This is a genomic window from Sinomonas sp. ASV486 (assembly GCF_030908215.1).
GTDB classification, from domain to species: domain Bacteria; phylum Actinomycetota; class Actinomycetes; order Actinomycetales; family Micrococcaceae; genus Sinomonas; species Sinomonas puerhi.
In genome coordinates this window covers 177,903-202,909 of sequence record NZ_JAVFJK010000007.1, presented here as the reverse complement: position 1 = coordinate 202,909, position 25,007 = coordinate 177,903, and the positions used below count along the sequence as shown (strand labels likewise).

Sequence of the window (25,007 nt, the reverse complement as noted above, 5' to 3'; positions counted from 1 at the left end):
TCACAGACGGCTGTCAAGCACCTTTCTGGGCGCCCGGAAGAATTTCACGAGATCGAAACGTGATGCAGGCGATGCCCATTGACCGCCCGCACTTCCACCCGTAGGCTGTGGTGATATATCAGATCTATACCAGCGCTGACCGGTCCTAGGGCCGGCCATACGACCATGTCGGGGTGCCGGCGTCTCATGCCGCGGGCCACGTGGACACGCGAGAGCGGCGCTGGTCATGATGGGCACGGCCCACGTTTGAACACCACAGGAGGACTTCCATGACCAACGCACCCCGCGGAACGAACATGCACGAGGTGAGGGCCGTCGTCGTGCGCGAGAAGAACGCGCCGGCGACCGTCGAGACGATCCTGGTCCCGGACCCCGGCCCAGGCGAGGCGCTGGTTGACGTCCTCACGTGCGGCGTCTGCCACACGGACCTGCACTACAAGCTCGGCGGGATCGGCAACGACTACCCCTACCTCCTCGGCCACGAGTCCACCGCGGTGGTCAGCTCGGTCGGCCCGGACGTGACGGACCTCAAGCCCGGAGACCGTGTGATTCTGAACTGGCGCGCGGTGTGCGGGCAATGCCGGGCCTGCGCAAAGGGCCAGCCGCAGTACTGCTTCGCCACGCACAACGCGACCCAGAAGATGACCCTCGCCGACGGCACCCCGCTGACCGCGGCGCTCGGCATCGGCTCGTTCGCCGAGAAGACCCTCGTCGCGGCCGGACAGTGCACCAAGATCGACGACGACGTTGACCCCGCCGCCGTCGGCCTGCTTGGCTGCGGGATCATGGCCGGCATCGGCGCCGCCATCAACACCGGCGAGGTCAAGCGCGGGGAGTCCGTGGCCGTGATCGGCTGCGGCGGCGTGGGCATCGCGGCGATCGCGGGCGCGAAGCTCGCGGGGGCGACGACGATCATCGCCGTGGACCTCGACCCCGCCAAGGTGGAGCTCGCCAAGAGCCTCGGCGCGACTCACGGCGTCGTCTCGCGTGAGACGGACCCTGTCGAGGCGATCCGCGACCTCACGGGCGGCTTCGGGGCGGACGTGGTGATCGACGCCGTCGGCCGCCCCGAGACGTACAAGCAGGCCTTCTACGCGCGCGACCTGGCCGGCCGTGTGGTCCTCGTGGGCGTTCCGACGCCCGAGATGACGCTCGAGCTGCCGCTCCTGGATGTGTTCGGCCGCGGCGGCTCGCTCAAGTCCTCGTGGTACGGCGACTGCCTCCCGAGCCGCGACTTCCCCATGCTCGTCGAGCAGTTCAAGCTCGGACGCCTCCCGCTGGACGCGTTCGTGACCGAGCGCATCGGCCTCGGCGACGTCGAGGCGGCCTTCGAGAAGATGCACTCTGGCACCGTCCTGCGCTCCGTGGTGGAGATCTGATGGGCGCGGAAGGCAGGACCAGGATCGAGCGCGTCGTCACGTCCGGCACGTTCTCCCTCGACGGGGGCACGTGGGACGTGGACAACAACGTCTGGATCGTGGGCGACGACGCGGAGGCGATCGTGATCGACCCCGCGCACGACGCCGGCGCTGTCGCCGACGCAGTCGGCGGCCGCACCGTGACCGCGGTGCTCCTCACCCACGGCCATGACGACCACATCCGCCACGCCCGAGAGTTCGCGGACAAGGTGGGCGCAGCGGTGCTCCTCCACCCGGCCGACCTCATGCTGTGGGATGCGGTGTATCCGGGCACCTCGCCGGACGCGGAGATCGCGGACGGGGAGGTCTTCTCGGTCGCGGGCTCGGAGCTGGTGGCCATACACACGCCGGGCCACTCCCCCGGGTCCGTGTGCTTCCGGGCCGAGAGCCTGGGGACCGTGTTCACCGGGGACACCCTGTTCCAGGGTGGTCCCGGGGCGACCGGACGGTCCTACTCGGATTTCCCCACGATCATCGAGTCCATCCGGACCCGGCTGCTCACGCTCCCCGGGGACACTGAGGTCAACACGGGCCACGGAGACTCGACGACCGTCGGCGCCGAGGCACCGCACCTGCAGGAATGGATCGCGCGCGGCCGCTGACAGGCCGAAGTCACCCCGTGTGGGCGCGAAGTCACCCCGTGTGGGCGCGAAGTCACCCCGCACGACCCTGAGGTCACCCCGTACGGACGAGACATGCGATCCAGATAGAACCTCGTGGGTGACGACGACGGCCGGTGCTTTCCCTGCGGAAGGCACCGGCCGTCGTCGTGCGTTGACACAGCAGCACGCTGTTACCTGATCTTCAAACTCCCGGAGGGGTGATCTCAAGCCCACACGGGGTGACCTCGCGTTCCCACGGGGTGACCTCGCGCCTACCGGGGGTGACCTCGCGCCTACCGGGGGTGACCTCGCGCCTGCTGGGGGTGACTTCGCGTTCCCCGGGGGTGACTTCGCGCCCGCACGGGGTGACTTGGCGTCCACCTGGGGTGACTTCGGCACGCAGCTTGCCTGGCGAGCGGGGCATCGTTCCTTCCTTGCCTCCCGAGGGTGCCGGTGTTCTCTGGCACAATCGGCCCATGAGCAAGTCATCGGATCCGGAGGATCCCGACGGGGGACGTTCAGCCAACGGTGTTCATTCGGTCGAGCGCGTTGTGCAGGCGCTCGAGGTCCTCGCAGAAGAGGGCAGCGCGGCCGTCGGCGACATGGCCGAGCGCATGGGCGTGCACAAGTCGACGGCGTCACGCATTCTCGCCGCCCTCGAGACCCACGGCTTCGTGCAGCAGAGCTCGCGGCGGGGCAGATACCAGCTCGGAGTCGGGCTGCTGCGCATCGCGAGCTCGATCCCGCGGCGCCTCAGCCTCGTCCACACCGCGCGGCCGGTCCTCGAAGACCTCGCGCAGCAGTTCGGCGAGACCGTCAATCTCGCGGTGCTCCGGTCGTCCTTCGCCGTGAACGTCGACCAGGCGATGGGCGCGGCGAACGTCGCGAGCTTCGACTGGATTGGGAACCTCACGCCTCTGCACGCGACCTCGAGCGGGAAGGTCTTCCTCGCCTACATGCCGCCAGCCCAACGGGACCAGGCGCTGCGCGAGGCGCCGCCCGAGCCGCTCACCTCGCACACGCTCACGAGGGACCGGCTCGAGGCCGAACTCCCGGAGATTGTGCGGTTGGGCTACGCCGCGACCCGCGGGGAACTCGAAGACGGCCTCAACGCAATCGCCGCGCCCGTGTTCGGCCATACCGGGGACGTGATCGGCTCGGTGAGCATCTCGGGCCCGGCGTTCCGCTTCGATCCCGAGAAGGACCCCGGGTTGATCAAGGCAATCGTCGCCGCTGGCGCGGAGATCACCGAGCTCATGGGAGGTCCGGCCGCCCAGGATCGCTCCTGAGCGGCCGGACCAAGTGGACGGACCGAGCGGCCGGGTCTCAGGCCACTGGGCGCAGCCCCGTTGCGACCGGCTGCTCACCGCAGGACCGGGCCTCGAGGGCCGTGGCCTCCAGGTCAATCCCCTCGCCCTCGGCCGCCGCGAGGGCGTACGGGTCGTCGAGCGGGAGTTGCACCGCCGCGCCGTCGTGCGCCACCGCGACAGGCACCCGGCTGAGCGGCATCTGCTCCAGATCGATCCGCGGATCCTCCTCCTGATGTTCGACGACGGCGCGCGCCTCCGCGGGCGTGTCAACGCTCGGCATCGAACCCGGCAGCGGCCGCCCCGCGGGCTCCCGCAGGAAGAAGACCGCGAGCGCACCCACGATGGACGTGCCCATGAGGTAGTACGCGGGCATCATGTCGTTGCCTGTGCCCTGGATGAGTCCGTCGACGATGACGGGCGTTGTCCCCCCGAAGATCGCCACGGAGAAGTTGTAGGCGATCCCCATGCTGAAGTACCGGCAGGAGGTCGGGAACTGGGCGGGCAGAGTGGACGCGAGAATCGGCACGTAGAACGTCACCGGGAACGCGACCAAGGCCAGGCCAGCGAGCGTCGCCGGCACCGTGCCGAGGCCCACGAGGAGGAACGCGGGGATCGCGAGGATAACCGTGCTGAGGGCGCCGATCCACAGGACGGGCCTACGGCCGATCTTGTCCGACAGCCGCCCGGCCAGGGGGATGCACAGGCTCATGACGAGCAGCACCGGGATGGTCAGGAGGGTCCCGTGGACCTCGTCGTAGCCCTTCGACTCCGTCAGGTACGTGGGCATGTAGGAGGTCAGGGCATAGCCCACGGTGTTGGCTGCGGCGACGACGACCATGGACACGAGGATCGGACGCCAGTAGGCGCGGACCACCGCGAACGGGCCCCTCCGGGCCGTAGCGTCTGCCGCGGCACGCTCGTTGACCGCACGCTCCTGCGTGTCCAGGGCGGCCTGGAAGGTGGGACTCTCCTCAATCCTGAGCCGGAAGTAGATGGCGATCGCCCCGAGCGGTCCCGCCACGAGGAAGGGGATCCGCCAGCCGAACTCTCCCATCGCCGCCTGGCCGAGCACGAGCTGGAGGACCGAGACGAGGGCCGCACCGGCGGCGAAGCCGAGGTAGGAGCCCATGTCCAGGAAGCTCGCGAAGTAGCCCCTCCTGCGGTCGGCCGCGTACTCGCTCACGAAGGTCGTGGCGCCCGCGTATTCGCCGCCGGTCGAGAACCCCTGGAGGAGCTTGACCACCACGAGGAGGACGGCAGCCCCCACGCCGATCTGGGCATACCCCGGCAGGAGGCCCAGGGCGAAGGTCGCCGCGGACATCATGATGAGCGTCGCCGCGAGGACCCTCTGCCTGCCGATCCTGTCGCCCAGCCACCCGAAGAAGACGCCGCCGAAGGGGCGCGCCACGAACGTCGCGGCGAACGTCCCGAGCAGGAAGAGGGTCTGGACCGTTTTGTCTGCCTCGGGCAGGAAGACCGGTCCCATCGTGGTGATGAGGTAGCCGAACACACCGACGTCGTACCACTCCATGGTGTTGCCCACGACGGCTCCGCCGACCGCCCGCCGCAGCATGGCGCGGTCGACGACGTTGACGTCGCCGAACCGGAGCCGGCGCTTCCGGAACGTGATCCGGCCTTGCCACGCTCCTGCCCCCGGCACATTCGTCACGGAGATGTCCTGTTCTGTCTGACTGCCTCTCATTGTCATCACTCCTCAGACGTGGCCGTCAACTGTGATCCCCGGCGGAAGGTTCGGAATCTCGTCGGACTCCTTCAGGTAGATGTCCCCATCGCGCACCTCGACCGCGTGGACGCGGACCGGCAGCTTCGCCGGCGGGGCATCCACGGTCCCCGTGCGCAGGTTGAACTTGGAGGCGTGCAGGGGGCATTCGACCTCACAGCCCTCCACGTACCCGTCGGCCAGCGATGCGTCCTGATGCGTGCAGGTGTCGTCGATCGCGAACAGTTCCCCCTCCTCCGTGTGGAAGAGGGCGATCGGGGGCCGCGTCTCCAGGCGCATCGCGTCCCCGCGGACGAGCTGGGACAGGGGGCAGATGCGCGTCATTCCATCACTCATGGCGCAACTCCTTCACTCGGTCGGTCTCGGTAGTTCTCGTGGCGGCGTCAGTTGGTCGGGATGACGTCACCGACCATGGACGCCACCCAATCGTGGAACTCGCCGATGTGGTGCTCGCTCGGGACGAGCACGCCGCCGTTGGCGTAGATGCGCGAGGCCATGCCGGGCTGGGTGCGCTCGCACGCGTCGAAGTCCTGCAGGTTCACGCGGTTGAACAGCTCCACCGAGGCGTCGAGGTCCTTGCCGCTCTCGACCACGTGGGGGAGGTAGAGCCAGTCGCACTCCACAATGGTGCGGTCCGCGGCCATGGGGAACATGCGGTGGATGATGACGTGATCCGGGACGAGGTTGATGAACACGGTCGGCTTGATGGTGATCGCGTAGTAGCGGCGGTCCTGGTCCTCGGCGACACCGGGGATCACGTCCAGGCCCTCGGAGCCGTCGATGGTGAAGCCCTTGACCTCGTCGCCGAACTCGGCGCCGTGGCCCACGAAGTACTGCGCTGCCAGGCCGTCGGCGAATTCCGGGAGCACCTCGGTCAGCTCGGGGTGGATGGTGGCGCAGTGGTAGCACTCCATGAAGTTCTCGATGATGAGCTTCCAGTTGGCCTTCACGTCATACGTGATGCGGCGGCCCAGACTCAGGTTCGCCACGTCGTAGCCGTCGATCCGGTGCACGTCGCCGAGGCGCGTCTCGATCGCGCCCATGACCTCGTCCTCGAACGAGGGAGGCTCCTCGGCCAGGCACAGCCACACGTACCCGAGGTACTCGCGGATGTGGACCTTGACCAGACCGTACTCCTGACGGTCGATGTCCGGCATCTTCGTGAGGTTCGGCGCCGCGATGAGCTTGCCGTCGAGGTCGTAGGTCCAGGCGTGGTAGGCGCACTGGAACGAGCGCTCGGCCTTGCCCGAGTCCTCCATGCAGAGCTTCACTCCGCGGTGGCGGCAGATGTTGAAGAACGCCCGGATCTCGCCCTTGCGGTTGCGGCTCACGATCACGCTCTCGCGCCCGATCTGGACCGTCTTGAACGTGCCGGGCCCTTCGAGGTCGGCCGAGCGCACCGCGCAGAACCACATCTGCTCGAAGATCCGCTCCTGCTCGGCCCGGAAGACGGCCTCGTCGACGTAAGCGGACCCGGGGAGGGTGGCGATGAGGCTCTCGGAGATCTTCACTCCGCCCTTGGGTGCCTCGATCTTCTCGGGTGCAGTCGTCATGTCTACTCCTGTGTGGGTGGTTGGTTGAATGTCGGAAAGGGTGGGGAAGTCTTGGGGCTAGCCAGCGAGCGCAGCGAGCGTCTCTGCGGCGCGGAGGTGCTGTGAGCGTTCGACGTCGCGGCGCCGTTTGGCGAAGAGCCTCGGCTGACCGCTGCTGAGGAGGCCGACGGGGGCATCCCCCCGGTAGTAGGCGGCGAGGAAGCTATGGTCCTGCGCGGTTCCGGCCTCAATCTCGATCCGGTCGGCCAACTCGGCATGTCCGCTGAACTGGATGCGGATGCCGTACTGGTCTGACCAGAAGTACGGGAGCGCCTTGGCCGGCTCAGGATCCGTGGCCCCCAGAAGGGCCCTGACTGCGCGGGCTGGCTGGGCGACGGCGGCGTTCCAGTGGCCGAGCCGATGCGGCCGGCCCAGATGGGGGTCGTGCCACGCCGCGCAGTCGCCTACGGCGACGACGCCCGGCAGGCTCGTGCGGCCGTGGTCATCGCAGACGACGCCGTCGGCCACCTGCACGCCGGAGCCCGCAAGCCAGCCCGTCGCCGCCTCCCCGCCGACGGCGACCAGCACGGCGTCGGGCTCGATCACCCGCCCGTCCGTCAGCTCGACGGCGACGAGTCGTGTGCCGTCGGTCCGGACACCCGCGATGGCCGCACCCTGGACGAGCTCGACGCCGTGCGCCGCGTGGAGGCCGGCGAGGACACCGCCCATCTGCGCACCGACGCTTCGGACCAGCGGGATGCCCGCTCCCGCGAGGATGACGACGTCCGCTCCGGCGGCTCGCGCCGTGGAAGCCACCTCCGCGCCGATGAGTCCCGCGCCGACCACGAGCAGCCGCGCGCCCGGGCGGAGCTCCTCGCGGAGCAGCCGCGCGTCGTCGAGCGTCCGCAGGGTGTGGACGTTCTCGCAGCCGGCGAACTGCGGAAGCGTGCGCGCTGTCGATCCGGTGGCGAGGACGACGCCGTCTGCCTCCAGCCGCCGTCCGCCGTCGAGGACGACGGCGCGTCCCCCGGCGTCGAGGGCAGCGGCCCGCACGCCGAGCATCCATTCGGCAGCGAGGTCCTCGCCCTCGTCCTCGAGGCGCAGTGCCTCGGCGCCGATCTTCCCGCTCAGGAAGTCCTTGCTCAGGGGCGGCCGATCGTAGGGGCGGTGGGGCTCGTCACCCACGAGAACGAGTCGGCCGTCGAATCCCTGCGCGCGGGCGGCACGGGCGGCGGCAAGCCCAGCGAGGGATGAGCCAACGATGGCCAGCGTCTTCATTGCGCTCCTGATGTGACGGCGGGTACATTCTTCGAGAATTGCGATTAGCGCAACTCATTTCGACATTCACAACAGTGACTCATCTCACAGCAGCCGTCAAGACCCTCGAAAGAACCCTTGACCGATCGTGATCCAGGCCACTACCGTCGTCATATATCAGTTGTATGCGAAAGCAATAGGATAGGACCGGCCTCCCGGAGGCCACGGATCGAAGACCCCGAAGGATCTCCCATGACAGTCATCTCGGCCTTCACGCCCCCGCACAGTGCCAAGGGTGCCAGCACGTTCAAGGGCGTCCTCACGCTCTCGTGTCCGCAGCGCAGTGGAATCGTCCACGCCGTGTCCCAGTTCCTCGTGGAGCGCGGGTTCGACATCACCGAGCACCAGCAGTTCGACGACGCGGCCGAACGCACGCTCTACCTCCGTACTGCTTTCCGTGCTGGGGAGACGATCGACGCCGGGTCGCTGGCATCCGAGTTCGCCGGCACGGCAGAGCACTTCGGGATGGACTTCACGTTCCACCCGTCCGCCCCGCCGAGGGTGCTCGTCATGGTCTCGAAGCTCGACCACTGCCTGCATGACCTCATCTACCGCTGGAAATCCGGAAACCTCGCCGCGGAGCTGGTAGCCGTCGTGTCCAACCACCCAGATCTTGGGCCCATGACGGAGGCAGCAGGCCTTCCGTTCATCCACATCCCCGTGACCTCGGCAACGAAGCCCGAGGCCGAGGCAGAGCTCCTGACCGTCATCGAGGGCTACGACGCCCACCTCGTGGTCCTCGCCCGCTACATGCAGGTCCTCTCAGACGGCCTGTGCCGGATGCTCGCGGGCCGGGCGATCAACATCCACCATTCCTTCCTTCCCGGCTTCAAGGGTGCCAAGCCGTACCACCAGGCGCACGCGCGCGGCGTCAAGCACATCGGAGCCACGGCGCACTACGTCACGGCGGACCTCGACGAGGGCCCGATCATCGAGCAGGAGGTCATCCGCGTAGACCATCGGCTGGCGCCCCAGGAACTCGCCACGGTGGGCCGCGACGCCGAGACCCTCGCCCTCTCCCGGGCGGTGCGGTGGCACGCCGAGAACCGCGTCCTGCTCAGCGGCCACCGCACTATCGTCTTCCCCTGACCCGTCACACCGACCTTCCACAACCCTCAAGGAATCCAGCCATGCCTTCACCCCGCGTTGTCATCATCGGAGCCGGAATCGTCGGGTCCAACCTCGCCGACGAGCTCACGTCGAGGGGCTGGACGGACGTCACGGTCCTCGACAAGGGACCGATTCCGCTCACCGGCGGGTCCACGTCCCACGCCCCGGGCCTCGTCTTCCAGACCAACTCGTCCAAGACCATGACGGAGTTCGCCGCCTACACTGCGGCCAAGCTCTCGACGCTTTCCCGCCCCGGCTGCAGCGCCTTCAACGCGGTCGGGGGCCTCGAGATCGCCACGAGCGAGCGCCGGCTCGCCGAGCTCAAGCGCCGCCACGGGTGGGCCACAGCGTGGGGCGTCGAGTCGCGGCTCGTCGACCCGGCAGAGGCCAAGGCCCTTCATCCGCTCATCGACGAGGACCTCGTCCTGGGTGGCCTGCACCTGCCAGGCGACGGGCTCGCTTCCGCAGTGCTCGCCGTCGAGCTCCTGCGCGAGCGCGCCCAGGAGCGCGGCGCACGGCTCGTGGGAGGGGTGCGCGTCACCGGGATCGAGCGCGCCGGCGGACGCGTTACCGGTGTGCGGACGGGCGACGACGTCATCCCCGCAGACCTCGTGGTCTCCGCCGCGGGATTCTGGGGACCGGCGCTCGGCGAGCTCATCGGCATGCGCGTGCCGCTCGTGCCGATGGCGCACCAGTACGTCAGGACCACGCCCGTCCGCGAACTCGCGGAGCTGGCCGACGGCGTCGCCCTGGGCGGCAGCCACATCATCGGCGGCGGCAACACCGCGGCCCTGCCGATCCTCCGCCATCAGGACGCCGGCCTGTACTTCCGCCAGCACGGCGAGTCCCTCGGCATCGGCTCCTACGACCACCGCCCCATCGCGGTCGGCTACGACGAGCTCCCCGCGGTCGAGGGGAAGGACATGGACGAGCACTCGATGCCCTCGCGCCTGGACTTCACGCCCGAAGACTTCGAGCAGGCCTTCAAGGCCACCAAGCAGCTCCTTCCGGCCCTCGAGGACGCCGCGATCGCGGACGCGTTCAACGGGATCTTCTCGTTCACCCCGGACGGCGGCTCGCTCGTGGGCGAGTCCCCCGAGGTGCGCGGCTTCTTCATCGCCGAGGCCGTGTGGGTAACCCACTCAGCCGGGGTCGCGAAGGCGGTCGCGGAGCTCCTCGTCGACGGCCAGTCCGCCACCGACCTGCATGAGCTCGACGTGGCGCGGTTCGAAGAGATCCAGATGCAGGACGAGTACGTCCTGGAGACCTCGAAGCAGAGCTTCGTCGAGGTCTACGACATCAAGCACCCGCTCGAGCCGCGCCAGTCTCCCCGGGGCCTGCGGGTCTCGCCGTTCCATGCCCGCCAGCGGGAGCTCGGCGGCTACTTCCTCGAGGCCGCAGGTTGGGAGCGCCCGCAGTGGTACGAGGCCAACCGCGGCCTGCTGGACACCCTCCCGTCCGACTGGCAGCCGCCGGCCCGGGACGACTGGTCCGCCCAGTTCGACTCCCCGATCGCGGCGGCCGAGGCCCACGCGACCCGGACCAACGTGGCGATGTACGACATGACCGCGCTCAAGCGGCTCGAGGTCTTCGGCCCCGGAGCCCTCGGGCTCCTGCAGCGGCTCACAACCGGACAGATCGACAAGAGCGTCGGGTCGGTCACCTACACGCTCATGCTCACCGAGGCCGGAGGCATCCGCAGCGACCTCACCGTGGCCCGCATCTCCGAGGACCTCTTCCAGGTGGGCGCGAACGGCGGCCAGGACCTCGACTACCTCACGCGTGAGGCAGCCGGGCAGACGGCCGCGAATCCGCAGGAGTGGGTCCAGGTCCGCGACACCACCGGCGGAACATGCTGCCTCGGGGTATGGGGGCCCCGGGCCCGCGACCTCGTCCAGCCGCTCGCCGCAGCCGACCTCTCCAACGGCGGCCTCAAGTACTTCAGGGCCGTCTCGACGACGATCGCGGGCATTCCCGTCCGCGTCATGCGCCTCTCGTACGTCGGCGAGCTCGGCTGGGAGATCTACACCTCCGCCGAGTACGGGCAGCGGCTGTGGGATGCGCTGTGGTCCGCAGGATCGACGTTCGGCCTCATCGCCGCAGGCCGGAGCGCCTTCAACAGCCTCCGCCTCGAGAAGGGCTACCGCTCGTGGGGAACGGACATGACCACCGAGCACACCCCAGCCGAGGCAGGCCTCGACTTCGCCGTCCGCCCGGCCAAAGGCGACTTCGCGGGCAGGCCTGCCCTCGAGGCCACGGCTGGCACGACGCCGCGCCGCCGCCTTCGCTGCCTCACCGTGGACGACGGCGCCTCGATGGTCCTGGGCAAGGAGCCCGTCTACCTCGACGGCACCGCCGCGGGCTACGTGACGAGCGCAGCCTTCGGCCACAGCGTCGGCAAGCCGGTCGCGTACGCGTGGCTCCCGGGCCACGTCGAGGCCGGCGACACGGTCGAGATCGAGTACTTCGGCACTCGCATCGCCGCAACCGTCCAGACCGAGCCGCTCATCGACCCCGAGATGGCCAAGATCCGCGCCTGAGGCACCTCACCGCGCGAGGCGGCCCCCGACTCACCGGCACCATCCCGGTGAGTCGGGGCCCGCCGTCGTCCGCCTGCGTCAGGGTCCCAGGACGTCAGGCCGGTCCCGATCAGCGGATCAGCGGGATCAGCCGCTCAGCGGATCAGCGCGTTCCGGACGAGGTCCTCGAAGTGCGTCACATGCTGCTCCGCAAGGGCGGCCGCCCGATCGGGATCGCCGTCCATGATCGCCGTCAGGAGGTCCGTGTGCTCGTGGACATTGGCCGTGATCGGAGCCAGCCCCGCCAGCACGAAGTTCCACATGCGCTGCGACAGGTTGAAGTACTGCAGGAGGGTCGCCTCGACGTACGTGTTGCGCATGATCGTGTAGACCGTGCGGTGGATGCGCTCGTCGACGTCCATGGCGTCCAGGTTGGAGGTGGCGCCGTCCCGGGCGAGATCGTCCAGGCACGCACGCAGGAGCACCCGGTCCTCATCGGTGACCTGCTCGGCAGCCCGCCTGGCGGCGAAGGCCTCGAGCACACGGCGGGCGTCGGAGATCGCGCGAAGATCCTTGATGTTGACGTCGGAGACGATCGTCCCGCGTCTCGGGTAGACGGTGAGCATGCGGTCCGATTCGAGCCGCTTGACGGCCTCACGCATCGGGGTCCGGCCCACGCCGAGCTCCCTCATGAGCTCTTCCTCATCGAGAGCCGATCCCGGGCGCAGTCGCATGTCGATGATGCGCTCACGCAGCTCGAGGTACGCGTGCTCCGCGAGCGTGCGGCCCGCCGCATTGGCAGTTCTTCCGCCCGACATGAAGCCTCCGTCCGGTCCAGCCACCCGGAGTGGCTCCCATAGATATATCAGACGTGTGCCTCCCGCGCCACGTACCAGGACGCCCGGGAACGCGGGCCGCCGTCGCGGACGGTGGCCTCACGGACGGAGATCCTCCCGCAGTTGTGCGTTGCCGCGCACGAGCTTGGCCGCAAAGGCCAGACCCCCGAGTTTGCCCCGTCCGCGCGGATCGCCGCCGATCGCGCCGAAGATGCGGCGCAGCCGCTTGTGCAGCGACTGCCGTTCGAGGAAGAGGATCTCGGCAGACTCGGTCGCATTGCAGCCGGACGCGATCCACACATCGAGGGTGCGGACCAGTTCGCCGCCGTTGCGCTGGTCAAGCCGGATGAGTTCACCGAGCGCCTCCTCCACGATGGCGTCCACGACGCCGCGTGGGAGCGAACGCTCGGCCGTGCGCTCGACGAGGAAGTCAGAGGCGTCATGGATCGCGTCCGTCCATTTAGACGAGCGGCCCAGCCGCCACGTCACCCGCGCCTCCGCGAGCGAGAAGGCCGCCTGGCGGATGGTTGCCGCCGTCGGCCCGAGGGCACCCGTGAGTCCAGCGCGGGACACAGCCTGCCTCAGCTCCCCCAGGAGGAGCTCGCGCTCCGCATGATGGCTGGGTGCGGGGAGCGGGATGAGCATGTCCACCCACGCACCGTCCACGATCAGCCGAGCCGAAGGCAGGGCCTGACGGGCACGCTGCTCGATGTCCGCCGATCCCTCGGCGGGCCGCCGCACCACGGCCATGACGACAGGCTGCTCGGGCCCGATCCCTGCCGCCTGGCACAGCTCGACGAGGCGGTCGCCTCCCCCACCGGCTCCGATAAGCCTCAACAGCTCGTCTTCGGCGAGCCGCGCCAGGCTCGGCCGGTGCTGCTGGGCGAGGGCAAGCGCCACGATGCTCCGCACCCGGGCGATCACCGTCTCGAGCAGCTCGACGTCCGCTGCCGGGCCGCCGATGAGTTCAAGGCGGGCGACGCCGATCCCTCCTACCGCGAGTTCGGTCTCCGGGCCGTGGGCACCCTCCATCGGCTCGGGACCGGCGACGGCGAGCAGCGAGCCCCGCGTGTCAACCACGCGGACGAACACCCCGAGGGTCTCGGCGATGAGCGCGACGAGCGGGCTGAGCTGGGCGCCAGAGCTCGCAATCCGCTCGGTGAGGTCCTGCGACAGCCGGTCGGCAATCTGAAGCGCATTCACCTGGCCCGAGACGATCCGCCGGTTCACGGCCTCGGCGACCTCGACGAACGGCACCACCTGGCGCAGCTCGACGAGGGGGAGCCCCGCCTCGTCGGCGGCGGCAACCAGCTCGGCGGGCAGATGGCGCCCGGTGCCGGCGGTCTCGACGGCAAGCGCGGCGACCCGCCGGGACGCGAGGCTCCACACATATTCCACCTGTGCTGCGGGCTTGAGCGCGAGCAGCGCCGCGCCTCCGGTGAGCAGCAGCTCCCCGCCGGAGAGCAGCGGAGCGATCTCGAGCACCTCGCTCGAATGGACCCATCGGACACGTGCCCGGCCAACGGCGGACGCTCCGCCGACCACGACGGGCGCACCCAAGGAGAGCACACCGCCAGCAAGGATTTCGCTCAGGGGAAGAGACATTGGCAACCGCACCTCATAGGAGACAGATAGTCGCCCGATGACTCATGGGTAGGCGACAGAAAGAGTCTATGAGGTGACTCACCCCACACCTACGCTTGAAACCAAGCCGGCTCGCTCCCCCCAGCGGTCCCCTTCAAGAAAGCAGTCTCACATGAGCCTTCGTACTCAGAGCAAGACTGAGAACGCCACGCACGTCGTCGAAGACGTCCTGCAGCCCGTTCCAGAGTCAGCTCGCACCACCAAGGTTTCCGGGCAGTTCTGGATCTGGGCTGGGGCCAATGTTGCCCCCATCAACTGGATCCTCGGCGCCTTGGGCATCAACATGGGCCTCGGGCTCGCTGACACCATGACGGTCCTCGTCGTCGGCAACCTCATCGGCATGGTCGGCTTCGGCTTCTTCGTCCTCCTCGGGCAGAAGACCGGCGCAACCGGCATGCTCCTCGCCCGCGGCGCGTTCGGCCGCCGCGGCGCTTATCTCCCCGCGGCCATCCAGGCGCTCGTGGCGGTCGGCTGGTCCGCCGTGAACACATGGGTCATCCTGGATCTGGTCATGGCACTCTTCGGCATGATCGGCTGGGTCGATCCGACCCAGCAGAACCTCGCCTGGAAGATCGTCATCGCTGCGATCATCATGGGGGTGCAGGTCGCGATCTGCTACCGCGGCTATGGAGCGATCGCCAAGTTCGAGCGCATCACCATGCCGCCCACCCTTCTCGTCCTCGTGGGCATGTCCATCATCGCCTGGACCCAGCTCCCCATCGACTGGAACTACCAGGGTGCTGCTGGCGCCATTCTCGAAGGCCCTGAGCGCATCGCCGCGATGTCCGGGATCATGACCGCCATCGGCATCGGCTGGGGCATCGGCTGGTTCACCTACGCCCCCGACTACTCCCGCTTTGTCTCCCAGAGCATCCCGAAGAGGAAGCTGTACTTCACCTCGGTCCTGGGCCAGTTCCTTCCCGTCGTGTGGCTCGGTCTCCTGGGCGCGAGCCTCGCAACGATGAACGGCACGGCGGATCCCGGCGAGCTGATCGTCAAGAGCTTCGGCGTCATGGCCATCCCGGTGATCCTGCTCGTGATCCACGGCCCGATCGCCACCAACATCATCAACCTGTACACGTTCGGCGTTGCCGCTCAGGCCCTCGACATCCGGATCGGCCGCAAGGCGCTCTCGATCCTCGTCGGCTGCCTCTCGATGGTGGCGGTCATCTTCTTCCTCTTCGCCGAGGACTTCGCGACGCTCCTTGACAACTGGCTCGGCGCAATCGTCGCCTGGGTCGCGACGTGGGGCGGCATCATGGTGGTCCACTACTTCGTCTTCGAGCGCAAGCACAAGAACTTCGGCTACCTGTTCCTCAGCCCGAAGGACACTCACCTCAAGGCCGTCAACCCTGCAGCACTCATCTCGTTCATCGTCGGCCTGTTCATGACCTGGGTGTTCATGTACGGATCGGACCCGGTCCTCCAGGGCCCGATGGCCACCGCGATGGGCGGCGTCGACCTCTCCTGGCTCGCCGGAACCCTGACCTCGGGCATCCTGTACTTCGCCATCGGCTATCCCCGGTTCAAGAACCGCATCCACCACGGCATCCCCCTGGGGATCAGGGCGGACGTGAGCGACGAGCACTTCCTCGACACGCACGGCGATGCGACCCAGCACCGCCCGGACGCGGAACGGGTCCCCGCACCGGCAGCTGAAGCCGCGGGCGACGCCGAGACCCCGGAGCGGAACCCAGCTCCAGCCGTCTGACCTGCCACGAACACACGCTGAGGGCCGGCCCACCCTTTGGGCCGGCCCTCTGCGTTCTGACCCCTGTGTTCCGACACCTAGGAGAATCCCCATGTCTGTCTTCATGGAAGAGATCGACGCCTTCACCTACCGCGAGGCCGTCGCCGGCGGGGCCCCGATCATCATCCCCGTCGGCTCGGTAGAGCAGCACGGCCCGCACCTCCCGCTCAACACGGACGTCCTGCTCTCGAAGGCGATGAGCGAGCAGCTCGCACGCTCGCTCAACGGACTCGTCGCGGCCCCGATCGTCTACGGGTACAAGTCGCAGCAGCGCTCGGGCGGCGGCAATCACCTCGGCGGCACCACGAGCCTGGACGCGACGACGCTCATCGCGATCGCCCGCACGCTCGTCCTCGAGTTCGCGCGCCACGGGGCCAGCCGGATCATCTTCCTCAACGGCCACTACGAGAACTACCAGTTCCTCTACGAGGGCGCCGAGCAGGCCACGAGTGAGCTCGCCGCGCGGGGCCAGGACGTCTCGGCCGTCCTCGTCTCCTACTGGGACTTCGTGGGCCAGGAGACCATCGACGAGATCTACCGGGGCGCCTTCCCCGGCTGGGACGTCGAGCACGGCGGAGTGCTCGAGACCTCGCTCATGCTCCACCTGCACCCCGAGCTCGTGCGCCTCGACAAGGTCATGGACCTCCCGCCGGCGCTGCTGCCGCGCTACGACGTGCTGCCCGTGCGTCCCGAACTGACACCGGCCTCGGGCTGCCTCTCATCGGCGGCGGCGGCCTCGGAAGCGGCGGGAGAGCTGCTCCTCGAACGCACCTCGAAGGCCCTCGCCGACGAGATCGGTGCGGAGATCCGCGCACCCCGAAACTGAGTAGTTGCAACGAATGCAACGCAGTTGGGCAATCGCTTGACAGTGATTCCATTCACAGATAGTTTGATGCAACAAGGTTGCGTTTATCGCAACCAAGATTTCACCGGTCACAGCCTGACAGCGCAGTCCGCGGACAGCCCCACACAGCAGTCCGCGCAGAGCAGCACGGACCAGGCCCAGGACACCAACCCACGCAGAACCCCCAGACAAGGAGTCCCACCATGTCCGTCGACCTGAACCCCACGTCCGTTACCGACGTCGCCGAGCTCGAGCGCCTCAAGGTGCTCCACAACGGCAGCAAGGGCCAGCTCACGTTCTCCGATGCGGAGTTTGAGCGTCGCCTCTCCGGCCTCCGCCAGATCATGGCCGCCAAGGGCCTGGACGCGGTCATCCTGACCTCCTACCACGGCATCAAGTACTACTCGGACTTCCTCTACACGACGTTCGGCCGCAACTACGCCCTGGTCGTCACCGCCGACGACTCGGTCACCATCACCGCGAACATCGACGCCGGCATGCCGTGGCGCACCTCGTACGGCGAGAACATCGTCTACACCGACTGGCGCCGCGACAACTTCTTCTTCGGCCTGCAGGAGGCCCTGCGCCAGCGCGGCGTCAAGGCCACCCGCCTCGGCGTCGAGGACGACGCCCTCCCGACCCTGGTCCGCGAGAAGATCGCCGCCGCCTTCCCGGGCGCCGAGCTCCTCGACGTCTCCCAGGACGCCATGCGCCAGCGCATGTTCAAGTCGGCCGAAGAGATCGAGGTCATCAAGCACGGCGCCCGCATCGGCGACCTCGGCGGCGAGGCCATCCGCAATGCGATCCGCGAGGGCATCACCGAGTACGAGGTCGCCCTCATCGGCACCGAGGCCATGGTCCACGAGATCGCCAAGACCTTCCCGCACCGCGAAGTCCGCGACACCTGGGTCTGGTTCCAGTCCGGCATCAACACGGACGGCGCCCACAACTGGGCCACGACCCGCAAGCTGGAGAAGGGCGACATCCTCTCCCTGAACTGCTTCCCGATGACCTCCGGCTACTACACGGCCCTCGAGCGCACCCTCTTCCTCGGCCAGCCGGACGAGGAGAGCCTGCGCCTGTGGAACATCAACGTCGAGGTGCACCGCCGCGGCCTCGAGCTCATCAAGCCGGGCGCGGTCTGCAAGGACATCGCCGCGGAGCTCAACGAGATCTACATCGGCTACGGCCTCCTGGCCAACCGCACGTTCGGCTACGGCCACTCGTTCGGCGTCCTCTCCCACTACTACGGCCGCGAGGCGGGCCTTGAGCTCCGCGAGGACATCGACACGGTGCTCGAGCCGGGCATGGTCGTCTCGATGGAGCCGATGATCACGGTCGCGGACGGCCTCCCGGGCGCCGGTGGCTACCGCGAGCACGACATCCTCGTGATCGGCGAGGACTCGGTCGAGAACATCACCAAGTTCGGGTTCGGCCCGGAGCACAACATCGTCGAGGCCTGATCCCGGCGTCCAGACCCCGGGACCGCGCCGTCACGCGGACGGCCCCGGAAGCGCGCACGCGGATGGACTGCAGACCCTGACTGCGAGCGCAAGCACGGCGGCGGCGCCCCCCCCCCCCCCCGGGGGGGGCGCCCCCGCGGGCGGCCCCCCCCCAGCCCCGCCCGGCCCGCGCCCCCCCGCCGGCGCCCCCCCCCGCCCACGCGGGGGGCGGCGCCGCCGTCGTCTGCCCCCAGACCACGGAAAGGAACGCGACGATGCCCGAGGACCTTCGCGGCGCATCCCCGATCTCGAATGCGATCGCGGTGCTGCGCTGCTTCAGCGTCGATGAGCCGATGCTGGGCGTCACGGAGGTCGCGGCCCGCGTGGGCCTGCACAAGAGTTCCGTCTCGCGGATCCTTGCAACGCTCGAGGCCGAGGACGTGGTCGAACGGGACCCGATGACGCGCCGGTACCGGCTCGGGCTCGGGGTCATCGGCATCGCAGGGCCGCTTCTGGCCGACCTCGAGGAGCGGCGCGTCGCGCGGCCCGTCCTGCGCGACCTCGCCGAGCGGACCGGGGAGACAAGCGCGCTGCTGCTGTGGAACGGCCACCATGCGGTGTCCGTGGAGCAGGTGCCGAGTCCCCATCTGGTCAAGCACACCACCTCCCTCGGCACCCGCTACCGGACGGCGCTCTCGGCCTCCGTCCAGGTCTTCCTCGCAACGCTGCCGGCCGCCCATCGGAAGACCCTGCTGACGGGCGGCACGATCGCGTACACCCAGACGGACGACGCCGGCCTGGCCGCCTTCGCGGACCGCCTCGCCGAGGCGACCGCGAGGGGCTATGCCGTCAACTACGGGGAGACCTCGATCGAGGAGGTCGGCGTCTCCTCGCCCGTCTTCGACCACCGCGGCGACGTGACCGCCGCAGTCCTCGTCTCGGCCCCGCGGTTCCGCGTGTCCCCTGAGCAACTCGCTGCCCTCGGCGAGGCCTGCGCCGATTCGGCTGCCGACATCACGCGCAGGCTCGGCGGTGCCCCCGCACAGCGCGTGGCAGGCTGAGCAGGGGCTCAGGGACGATCTGGAAGGGCAACTCCCGGGTAGCCCTTGTTCGTGACGCGAACCACACGTATTCTGGTGCAACCGAGTTGCACTAATTGCAACCCTTGAGTTCAGGTGGTTTCTATCCCATGAGCACCGAGCACCTCCCCCAGCTGGCCACAGGAGAGGGCGTCGACGGCGACGCCTCCCTGAGCGGTCACCCCCGTCCCAACGATGGCCAGGGCATCGGCAAGCAGGCACGCCGCCGGGTCATCTGGGGCAGCTTCATCGGCAACTTCGTCGAGTGGTTCGACTACGCGGTGTATGGCTATCTCGCCTCGACCATCGCGACGGCCTTCTTCCCCGAGTCGGACCATCAGACGGCGCTCCTGGCCACGTTTGCCGTGTTCGCGATCTCATTCTTCGTCCGCCCGCTGGGCGGCTTCGTGTGGGGCCACATCGGTGACCGGCTCGGCCGCCGCACGGCCCTCTCCCTCTCCATCCTCATCATGAGCGGCGCGACGTTCTGCATCGCGCTCATCCCGTCCTACAGCCTCATCGGCATGGGCGCCCCGATCATTCTGCTCGTGATCCGCGTGATCCAGGGCTTCTCCGCCGCCGGCGAGTACGCGGGCGCCTCGGCGTTCCTGGTCGAGTATGCCCCGGCGAACCGCCGCGGCCTCTACGCGGCCGTCGTCCCGGCGTCGACGGCCGCCGGACTCCTCCTCGGCTCGCTCCTGGCCGCTGTCCTCTCCCTCACCCTCAGCGCGGACCAGATGGCCGCGTGGGGCTGGCGCCTGCCGTTCCTCCTCGCGGCCCCCATGGGCCTCATCGGCCGGTACATCCGCACCAAGCTCGAGGACACGCCCGTCTTCCGTGAGCTCGCGAAGGAGGACGAGGTGATCCACGCCCCCGTCAAGGACATGTTCGCCCACCACTGGCGCTCGCTCGTGCTCGCCGTCGGCGCTGTGCTCCTGAACGCGGTGGGCTTCTACGTGATCCTCTCCTACATGCCCACGTACCTCTCGACCGAGCTCGGTTTCGGCGAGACCGAGTCCTTCTTCGCCACGACGGTGGCACTCCTGACGTACATCGGGTTCATCTTCCTGACGGGCCTCGCCTCGGACCGGTACGGACGCAAGGCCGTGCTGCTCACCGCGTCCGTGCTGTTCATCGTGCTCACCGTCCCGGCCTTCGCGCTGCTGAACACGGGCAACTTCGCCGTGATCCTGCTCGTCGAGATCGGGCTGGGCGCGATGCTCACGCTCAATGACGGCACCCTGCCGAGCTTCCTTGCGGAACTCTTCCCGACCCGCATCCGCTACTCGGGCTTCGCGGTGAGCTTCAACCTCGCCAACGCGGTGTTCGGCGGGACAGCGCCGTTCATGGCCACCCTCCTCATCGGGCTCCTGCACACGAACCTCGCCCCCGCTTGGTACCTCGTGGCGGCCGCGGCCATCTCCCTCGTCGCGGTGTTGTGCGCCAAGGAGACCTCGCGCAGGCCACTCACGCACTGACCGCTGCACCGCGTGGCGCGCACGGTGGCGCCGCATCCCTGCTGCCACTGTCAGCGGGGATGCGGCGCCGCCGTCGACCGCCGCACCCCACACCGTCGCACCGCCTAAGGTGAGATCCATGACTGAGAACGACCCGGCCCCGCGCGTAGCCACCGGCGACGCCGAGGCGCGCGGCACCTCCCCCATCTCGAATGCGATCGCGGTGCTGCGCTGCTTCAGCGTCGACGAGCCGCTCCTCGGTGTCACGGAGATCGCGGCCCGCGTGGGCCTGCACAAGAGCTCGGCGTCCCGCATCCTCTCGACCCTCGAGTCGGAGGACCTCGTCGAGCGGGACACCACGTCGCGCCGGTACCGGCTCGGCCTCGGGATCATCGGCGTCGCGGGCCCGCTCCTGGCCGATCTGGACGTGCGGCGGGCGGCCTACCCCGTGCTGCGGGACCTCACCGAGACGACCGGGGAGACGAGCGCACTCCTGCTGTGGAACGGACAGGAGGCCGTCTCGGTCGAGCAGGTCCCGAGCAGGCATCAGGTCAAGCACACCACGACGCTCGGCACCCGCTACGCGACCGCGCTCTCCGCCTCGGTCCAGGTCTTCCTCGCGGCGCTGCCGCCCGAACGGGTCCACGCGCTCCTCACGGGCGGCATCGTCGCCTATCGGGACGCGGACGACGCCGGCCTGGCCGCCTTTGCGGACCGGCTCGCCGACGCGACGGCGCGAGGCTATGCCGTCAACTACGGCGAGACATCGATCGAGGAGGTCGGAGTCTCCTCCCCCGTGCACGACCACCGTGGCGAAGTGGTCGCCGCCGTGCTCGTGTCCGCGCCGCGGTTCCGGGTCTCGCCCGAGCAGCTCGCAGCGCTCGGGGAAGCGTGCGCGCGGGCGGCGGCCGATATCACGCGACGCCTCGGCGGGAACCCCGCGAAGGGCGCTTCCTGACCTCCCCACAATGCGGAGTCACCTCCCCACGATGCGGAGTCACCTCCCTGCAACCCGAGGGTCACTCTCCGATGTCCTCCGCCCACAGCGCAGGCCGTTCACGCTGGAAGTCGCGCATCATCTCGACGCAACGCTGATCGTCGAGAACCTCGACCTCCACGCCCCGCGAGCGCAACAGCTCGATCTCGCCGGGAAACGTGCGGGCCTCCCCCACCACAACGCGCGGAATCTTGAACTGGATGATCGTTCCCGAGCACATCGCGCACGGGGCGAGCGTCGTGTAGAGGACCGTGTCACGGTACGTGCGTTGACGCCCCGCCGCGCGGAGCGCGGCCATCTCCCCGTGGGCGATCGGATCCCCGCTCTGGACGCGCTCATTGTGCCCCACGGCGATCACCTCGCCTCCGCGCAGGATCGCTGCGCCGATCGGGATGCCGCCCTCCGCTAGACCATCTCGGGCTGCCGCGAGCGCCGCCTCGAACCCGGCGTCACTCATCGCGCTGCCGCAGCGGGGACGAGCATGACCTTGGTCGCGCGGCGCTCGTCCATGGCCTTGTAGGCTTCGGCCGCATCCTCGAGCGGCATGACCGAGTCGAAGACGAGCCCGGGATTGATGGCGCCCGAGAGGACATCGGCAAGCAGCTCGGGAAGGTAGTGGCGCGTCGAGGCCGCGCCACCGCCCACGGAGATGTTCTTCGAGAACAGGGTTCCGATCGGAAGGTCGGAACCTCCCGCGGGCACCCCGACGAATCCGAGGCTTCCGCCGGGCCGCGTGCAGCGCAGCGCCTGATCCATCGACTCGTGGGTCCCGACGCATTCGAGGACCGAATCGGCGAGGACACCACCGAGCAGCCCGCGGACCGTCTCGGCGGCCTCCTTGCCGCGCACCGCGACAACGTCCGTCGCCCCGAACTGCCGTGCGATCGCGGCCCGGTCCTCGTGCCGGGACATCGCGATGATCCGCTCGGCCCCCAGACGCTTCGCCGCGAGGACCCCGCAGAGGCCCACGGCGCCGTCGCCCACCACTACGACGCTCCGGCCCGGACCCACGCCCGCGGCGAGCGCCGCGTGATGGCCCGTGCCCATAACGTCGGAGAGGGTCAGGAGGCTCTTCGTGAGGGCCTCGTCAGGCTCGGTGACTCCGGGGACCGGCACGAGCGTGCCGTTGGCCATGGGGACCCGCACGCGCTCGCTCTGGCCGCCGTCGACCGGGAGTCCATGCTCGTCGGTCGCGCCCCAGGCCGCACGGTGCTCGCAGGCGACCTGCACCCCGTTGCGGCACGGCGGGCACTCCCCGCACGAGATGGCCCACGGCGCCACGACGAAGTCCCCGACCTTGACCACCGTGACGTCCGCGCCCACTGCCTCGACGACGCCCACGAACTCGTGTCCGATCGGCTTGGCCTCGGTGATCTCCCGGACGCCCCGGTAGGGCCAGAGGTCAGACCCGCACACACACGCGGCAGTCACGCGCACCACGGCGTCTCCGGGAAGCAGCACGTCGGGGTCGGGGCGGTCCTCGACGCGGATATCACGGGTTCCGTAGATCATGGTGGCGCGCATGGATGCTCCTCGTCAGGGGAAGGGCGGTTCGGGGGCCCGATGGTTCAGAACAAACCTACTCTGGTCTATCCTCGAAGCGTGGCGGTCCCCCGCTCCGCAGCCCGACTCCCCCATCCCGCGCCGCCCCTTGACGAAGGGCGCCGGCTCTACGAGTCGGGCTCCTGGACAAGCGCACTCGAGGCCTTCGAGCGCGCAGACTCTTCCGCGCCGCTGCCCGGCCGGGACCTCATGCTCACGGCTTTCAGCGCGTACCTGCTCGGCCGCGAGGAGCGCAGCATCGACCTCCTCGGACGCGCCTTCCGGGAGTTCCTGGACGCGCACGACGGCGCCGCTGCCGCCCGCGCCGCCTTCTGGCTCTCCTTCGCGCACGACACGCGCGGTGACCTCGCCCGGGCCGAGGCCTGGGGCCTGCGCCTCGCGGGGATCGTCGACGAGCACGGACTGAGCGCGGAGCGCGCCCTGCTCCTGTCCGGTCTCGGCCACCGCTCCCTCGCCTCTCCCGACCCGGCCGAGACACGCCGCGCCCTCGGGCTCTCCCGGGAGGCCACCGCGATCGCGCGCCGCGTGCGGGACACCGACGCCGAAGTCTTCTCGCGGCTCGGCGCCGGCTGGGCGCTCCTTCGGCTCGGCAGCACCTCGGAAGGGCTCGCCGAGCTCGACGAGGCGATGGCCACCGTGACATCCGGCGAGGTGCAGACGCCCATCGTGAACGGTGTCGCGTACTGCTCGGTGATCTCGGCGTCCCTGCTAGCGGACGACGTCGCCCGCGCCCGGGACTGGACGTCCGCCGCCACCGACTGGTGCGAGCGCCACCAGGATCTCGTGCCGTTCCGCGGCCAGTGCCTCGTGCACCGCTCGGTGGTCAAGATGCTCGACGGCGACTGGCAGGGCGCGCTCGAGGAGGCCATCAGTGCGTCTCAGCGGGTCCGCCCCGCGGATGCCGGTCTGGCCAGCTACCAGCTGGGCGAGCTCCACCGGCTTTCCGGGCGCTTCACTGAGGCCGAGGGCGCCTACCGTCTTGCCAACGCTGCCGGACGCCGCCCCGAGCCGGGCCTCATGCTGCTGCGCCTCGCGGAGGGGCGCACGGACGCGGCGGCTGTCTCGGCCCGGCGGCTCTATTCCGAGCTCACCCGGCGCGCCGAGCGCGAGGAGTTCCTGCCGGCCTACGTCGAAGTCATGGCCGCCGCGGGCGCCTCCGAGGCCGCGCATGCGGGCGCCGCGGAGCTGGCCGAGCTCGCAGACCAGGCCCGGCAGAGCGGGGCCGCTCTCTCCGGCATGCCGCGGGCTCGCGCGCTCACCGCCGAGGGCACGGCCTGCTGCGCGGCGGGCGAGGCGGCGGTCGCGGTGAGGAGCCTCCGCGACGCGTCGCTCGCGTGGCACGACCTCGGCATGCCGTATCTCGAGGCGCGCGCCCGGGCGACGCTCGGCCGCTGCTACGCGGCGCTCGGGGACGACGAGGCCGCCGCCCTCGAGGTCGAGGCGGCCCGGGCCACCTTCGCGCGGCTCGGTGCCGCGCCGGACCTCGAGGCCCTGCCGAAGGGCACAGCGCGAGCGGAGCACGCGACGTCGTCCGCGACTCCGCTCACCGAGCGGGAAGTGGAGGTCGTGCGCCTCGTGACCGCGGGCCTCACGAACCGGGCCATCGCGAAGGAGCTCGTCCTGAGCGAGAAGACCGTGGCGCGGCATCTGGCGAACATCTACGCGAAGCTCGGCATCGCCTCCCGCGCGGCAGCCACCGCCTACGCCTACGACCACGGCCTCGTCTGACCCTTCCCCGCCTCGGAGTCGCCTCCGTCCCCACCTCGGGTGCCGACCTTCCGCCGCCCGGGAACCTGCACAGAACTGCCCACTCCGCGAGGGCCCTAATGGGCAATCCACCCGAAGC

20 protein-coding genes are annotated in these 25,007 nt (G+C 69.3%); 12 read left to right on the top strand and 8 right to left on the bottom strand.

Features of this window, described 5'->3' with window-relative positions; all coding sequences use genetic code 11:
- The first annotated feature begins 269 nt into the window (after window positions 1–269).
- The 3 genes from RBS60_RS12100 (at window position 270) to RBS60_RS12090 (ending at window position 3,309) form a co-directional block, all read left to right on the top strand.
- Complete coding sequence (locus tag RBS60_RS12100; protein WP_307957808.1) at window positions 270–1,379, top strand: S-(hydroxymethyl)mycothiol dehydrogenase; 1,110 nt, start codon at window positions 270–272, stop codon at window positions 1,377–1,379.
- The gene (locus tag RBS60_RS12095) at window positions 1,379–2,020 is read left to right on the top strand and encodes an MBL fold metallo-hydrolase (protein ID WP_307957807.1); all 642 of its coding nucleotides are present in this window, start codon (window positions 1,379–1,381) and stop codon (window positions 2,018–2,020) included. The genes RBS60_RS12100 and RBS60_RS12095 overlap by 1 nt, the downstream gene beginning before the upstream one ends.
- 476 nt (window positions 2,021–2,496) lie before the next feature.
- Window positions 2,497–3,309, top strand: a complete 813-nt coding sequence (locus RBS60_RS12090) for an IclR family transcriptional regulator (protein ID WP_307957806.1) — start codon at window positions 2,497–2,499, stop codon at window positions 3,307–3,309.
- A gap of 37 nt (window positions 3,310–3,346) precedes the next feature.
- Here RBS60_RS12090 and RBS60_RS12085 read toward each other — a convergent pair whose 3' ends face one another.
- Genes RBS60_RS12085 through RBS60_RS12070 form a run of 4 tightly spaced genes read right to left on the bottom strand, consistent with a single transcriptional unit; the run spans window position 3,347 to window position 7,881 of the window.
- Window positions 3,347–5,032 carry an MFS transporter gene (locus RBS60_RS12085; RefSeq protein ID WP_307957805.1) on the bottom strand — a complete coding sequence of 562 codons (1,686 nt, stop codon included), beginning with the start codon at window positions 5,030–5,032 and terminating at the stop codon, window positions 3,347–3,349.
- Window positions 5,033–5,044: 12 nt separating this feature from the next.
- A complete protein-coding gene (locus RBS60_RS12080) occupies window positions 5,045–5,395 on the bottom strand; it encodes a bifunctional 3-phenylpropionate/cinnamic acid dioxygenase ferredoxin subunit (protein WP_307957849.1) in 351 nt (116 codons plus the stop codon).
- Window positions 5,396–5,454: 59 nt separating this feature from the next.
- On the bottom strand, window positions 5,455–6,624 hold the full coding sequence (locus RBS60_RS12075) for an aromatic ring-hydroxylating dioxygenase subunit alpha (protein WP_307957804.1): 1,170 nt from the start codon (window positions 6,622–6,624) through the stop codon (window positions 5,455–5,457).
- A 57-nt stretch (window positions 6,625–6,681) separates the two neighbouring features.
- Window positions 6,682–7,881, bottom strand: a complete 1,200-nt coding sequence (locus RBS60_RS12070; RefSeq protein ID WP_307957803.1) for an FAD-dependent oxidoreductase — start codon at window positions 7,879–7,881, stop codon at window positions 6,682–6,684.
- A gap of 231 nt (window positions 7,882–8,112) precedes the next feature.
- Here RBS60_RS12070 and purU point away from each other — a divergent pair, with 231 nt between their 5' ends.
- Window positions 8,113–9,009: a formyltetrahydrofolate deformylase gene (gene purU / locus RBS60_RS12065; RefSeq protein ID WP_307957802.1), complete on the top strand. Its 897-nt coding sequence runs from the start codon at window positions 8,113–8,115 to the stop codon at window positions 9,007–9,009.
- 41 nt (window positions 9,010–9,050) lie between these two features.
- On the top strand, window positions 9,051–11,570 hold the full coding sequence (locus RBS60_RS12060; RefSeq protein WP_307957801.1) for an FAD-dependent oxidoreductase: 2,520 nt from the start codon (window positions 9,051–9,053) through the stop codon (window positions 11,568–11,570).
- Window positions 11,571–11,704: 134 nt separating this feature from the next.
- Here RBS60_RS12060 and RBS60_RS12055 read toward each other — a convergent pair whose 3' ends face one another.
- Both RBS60_RS12055 and RBS60_RS12050 read right to left on the bottom strand, forming a co-directional pair.
- Window positions 11,705–12,367: a GntR family transcriptional regulator gene (locus RBS60_RS12055; protein ID WP_307957800.1), complete on the bottom strand. Its 663-nt coding sequence runs from the start codon at window positions 12,365–12,367 to the stop codon at window positions 11,705–11,707.
- A gap of 117 nt (window positions 12,368–12,484) precedes the next feature.
- Window positions 12,485–13,990 carry a PucR family transcriptional regulator ligand-binding domain-containing protein gene (locus tag RBS60_RS12050; protein ID WP_307957799.1) on the bottom strand — a complete coding sequence of 502 codons (1,506 nt, stop codon included), beginning with the start codon at window positions 13,988–13,990 and terminating at the stop codon, window positions 12,485–12,487.
- 151 nt (window positions 13,991–14,141) lie between these two features.
- On the opposite strand from RBS60_RS12050, the gene RBS60_RS12045 reads away from it, so the two are divergent.
- The 6 genes from RBS60_RS12045 (at window position 14,142) to RBS60_RS12020 (ending at window position 21,559) form a co-directional block, all read left to right on the top strand.
- On the top strand, window positions 14,142–15,740 hold the full coding sequence (locus RBS60_RS12045; RefSeq protein ID WP_307957798.1) for a cytosine permease: 1,599 nt from the start codon (window positions 14,142–14,144) through the stop codon (window positions 15,738–15,740).
- A 91-nt stretch (window positions 15,741–15,831) separates the two neighbouring features.
- A complete protein-coding gene (locus tag RBS60_RS12040; protein WP_307957797.1) occupies window positions 15,832–16,605 on the top strand; it encodes a creatininase in 774 nt (257 codons plus the stop codon).
- Window positions 16,606–16,826: 221 nt separating this feature from the next.
- Complete coding sequence (locus RBS60_RS12035) at window positions 16,827–18,086, top strand: aminopeptidase P family protein (RefSeq protein WP_307957796.1); 1,260 nt, start codon at window positions 16,827–16,829, stop codon at window positions 18,084–18,086.
- 254 nt (window positions 18,087–18,340) lie between these two features.
- On the top strand, window positions 18,341–19,126 hold the full coding sequence (locus tag RBS60_RS12030; protein WP_307957795.1) for an IclR family transcriptional regulator: 786 nt from the start codon (window positions 18,341–18,343) through the stop codon (window positions 19,124–19,126).
- Between the two features lie 128 nt (window positions 19,127–19,254).
- The gene (locus tag RBS60_RS12025) at window positions 19,255–20,622 is read left to right on the top strand and encodes an MFS transporter (protein ID WP_307957794.1); all 1,368 of its coding nucleotides are present in this window, start codon (window positions 19,255–19,257) and stop codon (window positions 20,620–20,622) included.
- A gap of 118 nt (window positions 20,623–20,740) precedes the next feature.
- Window positions 20,741–21,559, top strand: a complete 819-nt coding sequence (locus RBS60_RS12020; protein ID WP_307957793.1) for an IclR family transcriptional regulator — start codon at window positions 20,741–20,743, stop codon at window positions 21,557–21,559.
- 61 nt (window positions 21,560–21,620) lie between these two features.
- On the opposite strand, the gene RBS60_RS12015 is transcribed toward RBS60_RS12020, so the two are convergent.
- Window positions 21,621–22,055, bottom strand: a complete 435-nt coding sequence (locus tag RBS60_RS12015) for a nucleoside deaminase (protein ID WP_307957792.1) — start codon at window positions 22,053–22,055, stop codon at window positions 21,621–21,623.
- Entirely contained in the window at window positions 22,052–23,122 is a 1,071-nt protein-coding gene (locus RBS60_RS12010; protein ID WP_307957791.1) for a zinc-dependent alcohol dehydrogenase family protein, read from the bottom strand. The genes RBS60_RS12015 and RBS60_RS12010 overlap by 4 nt, the downstream gene beginning before the upstream one ends.
- A 78-nt stretch (window positions 23,123–23,200) precedes the next feature.
- Here RBS60_RS12010 and RBS60_RS12005 point away from each other — a divergent pair, with 78 nt between their 5' ends.
- Window positions 23,201–24,889 carry a helix-turn-helix transcriptional regulator gene (locus RBS60_RS12005; protein ID WP_307957790.1) on the top strand — a complete coding sequence of 563 codons (1,689 nt, stop codon included), beginning with the start codon at window positions 23,201–23,203 and terminating at the stop codon, window positions 24,887–24,889.
- Window positions 24,890–25,007 lie beyond the last annotated feature (118 nt).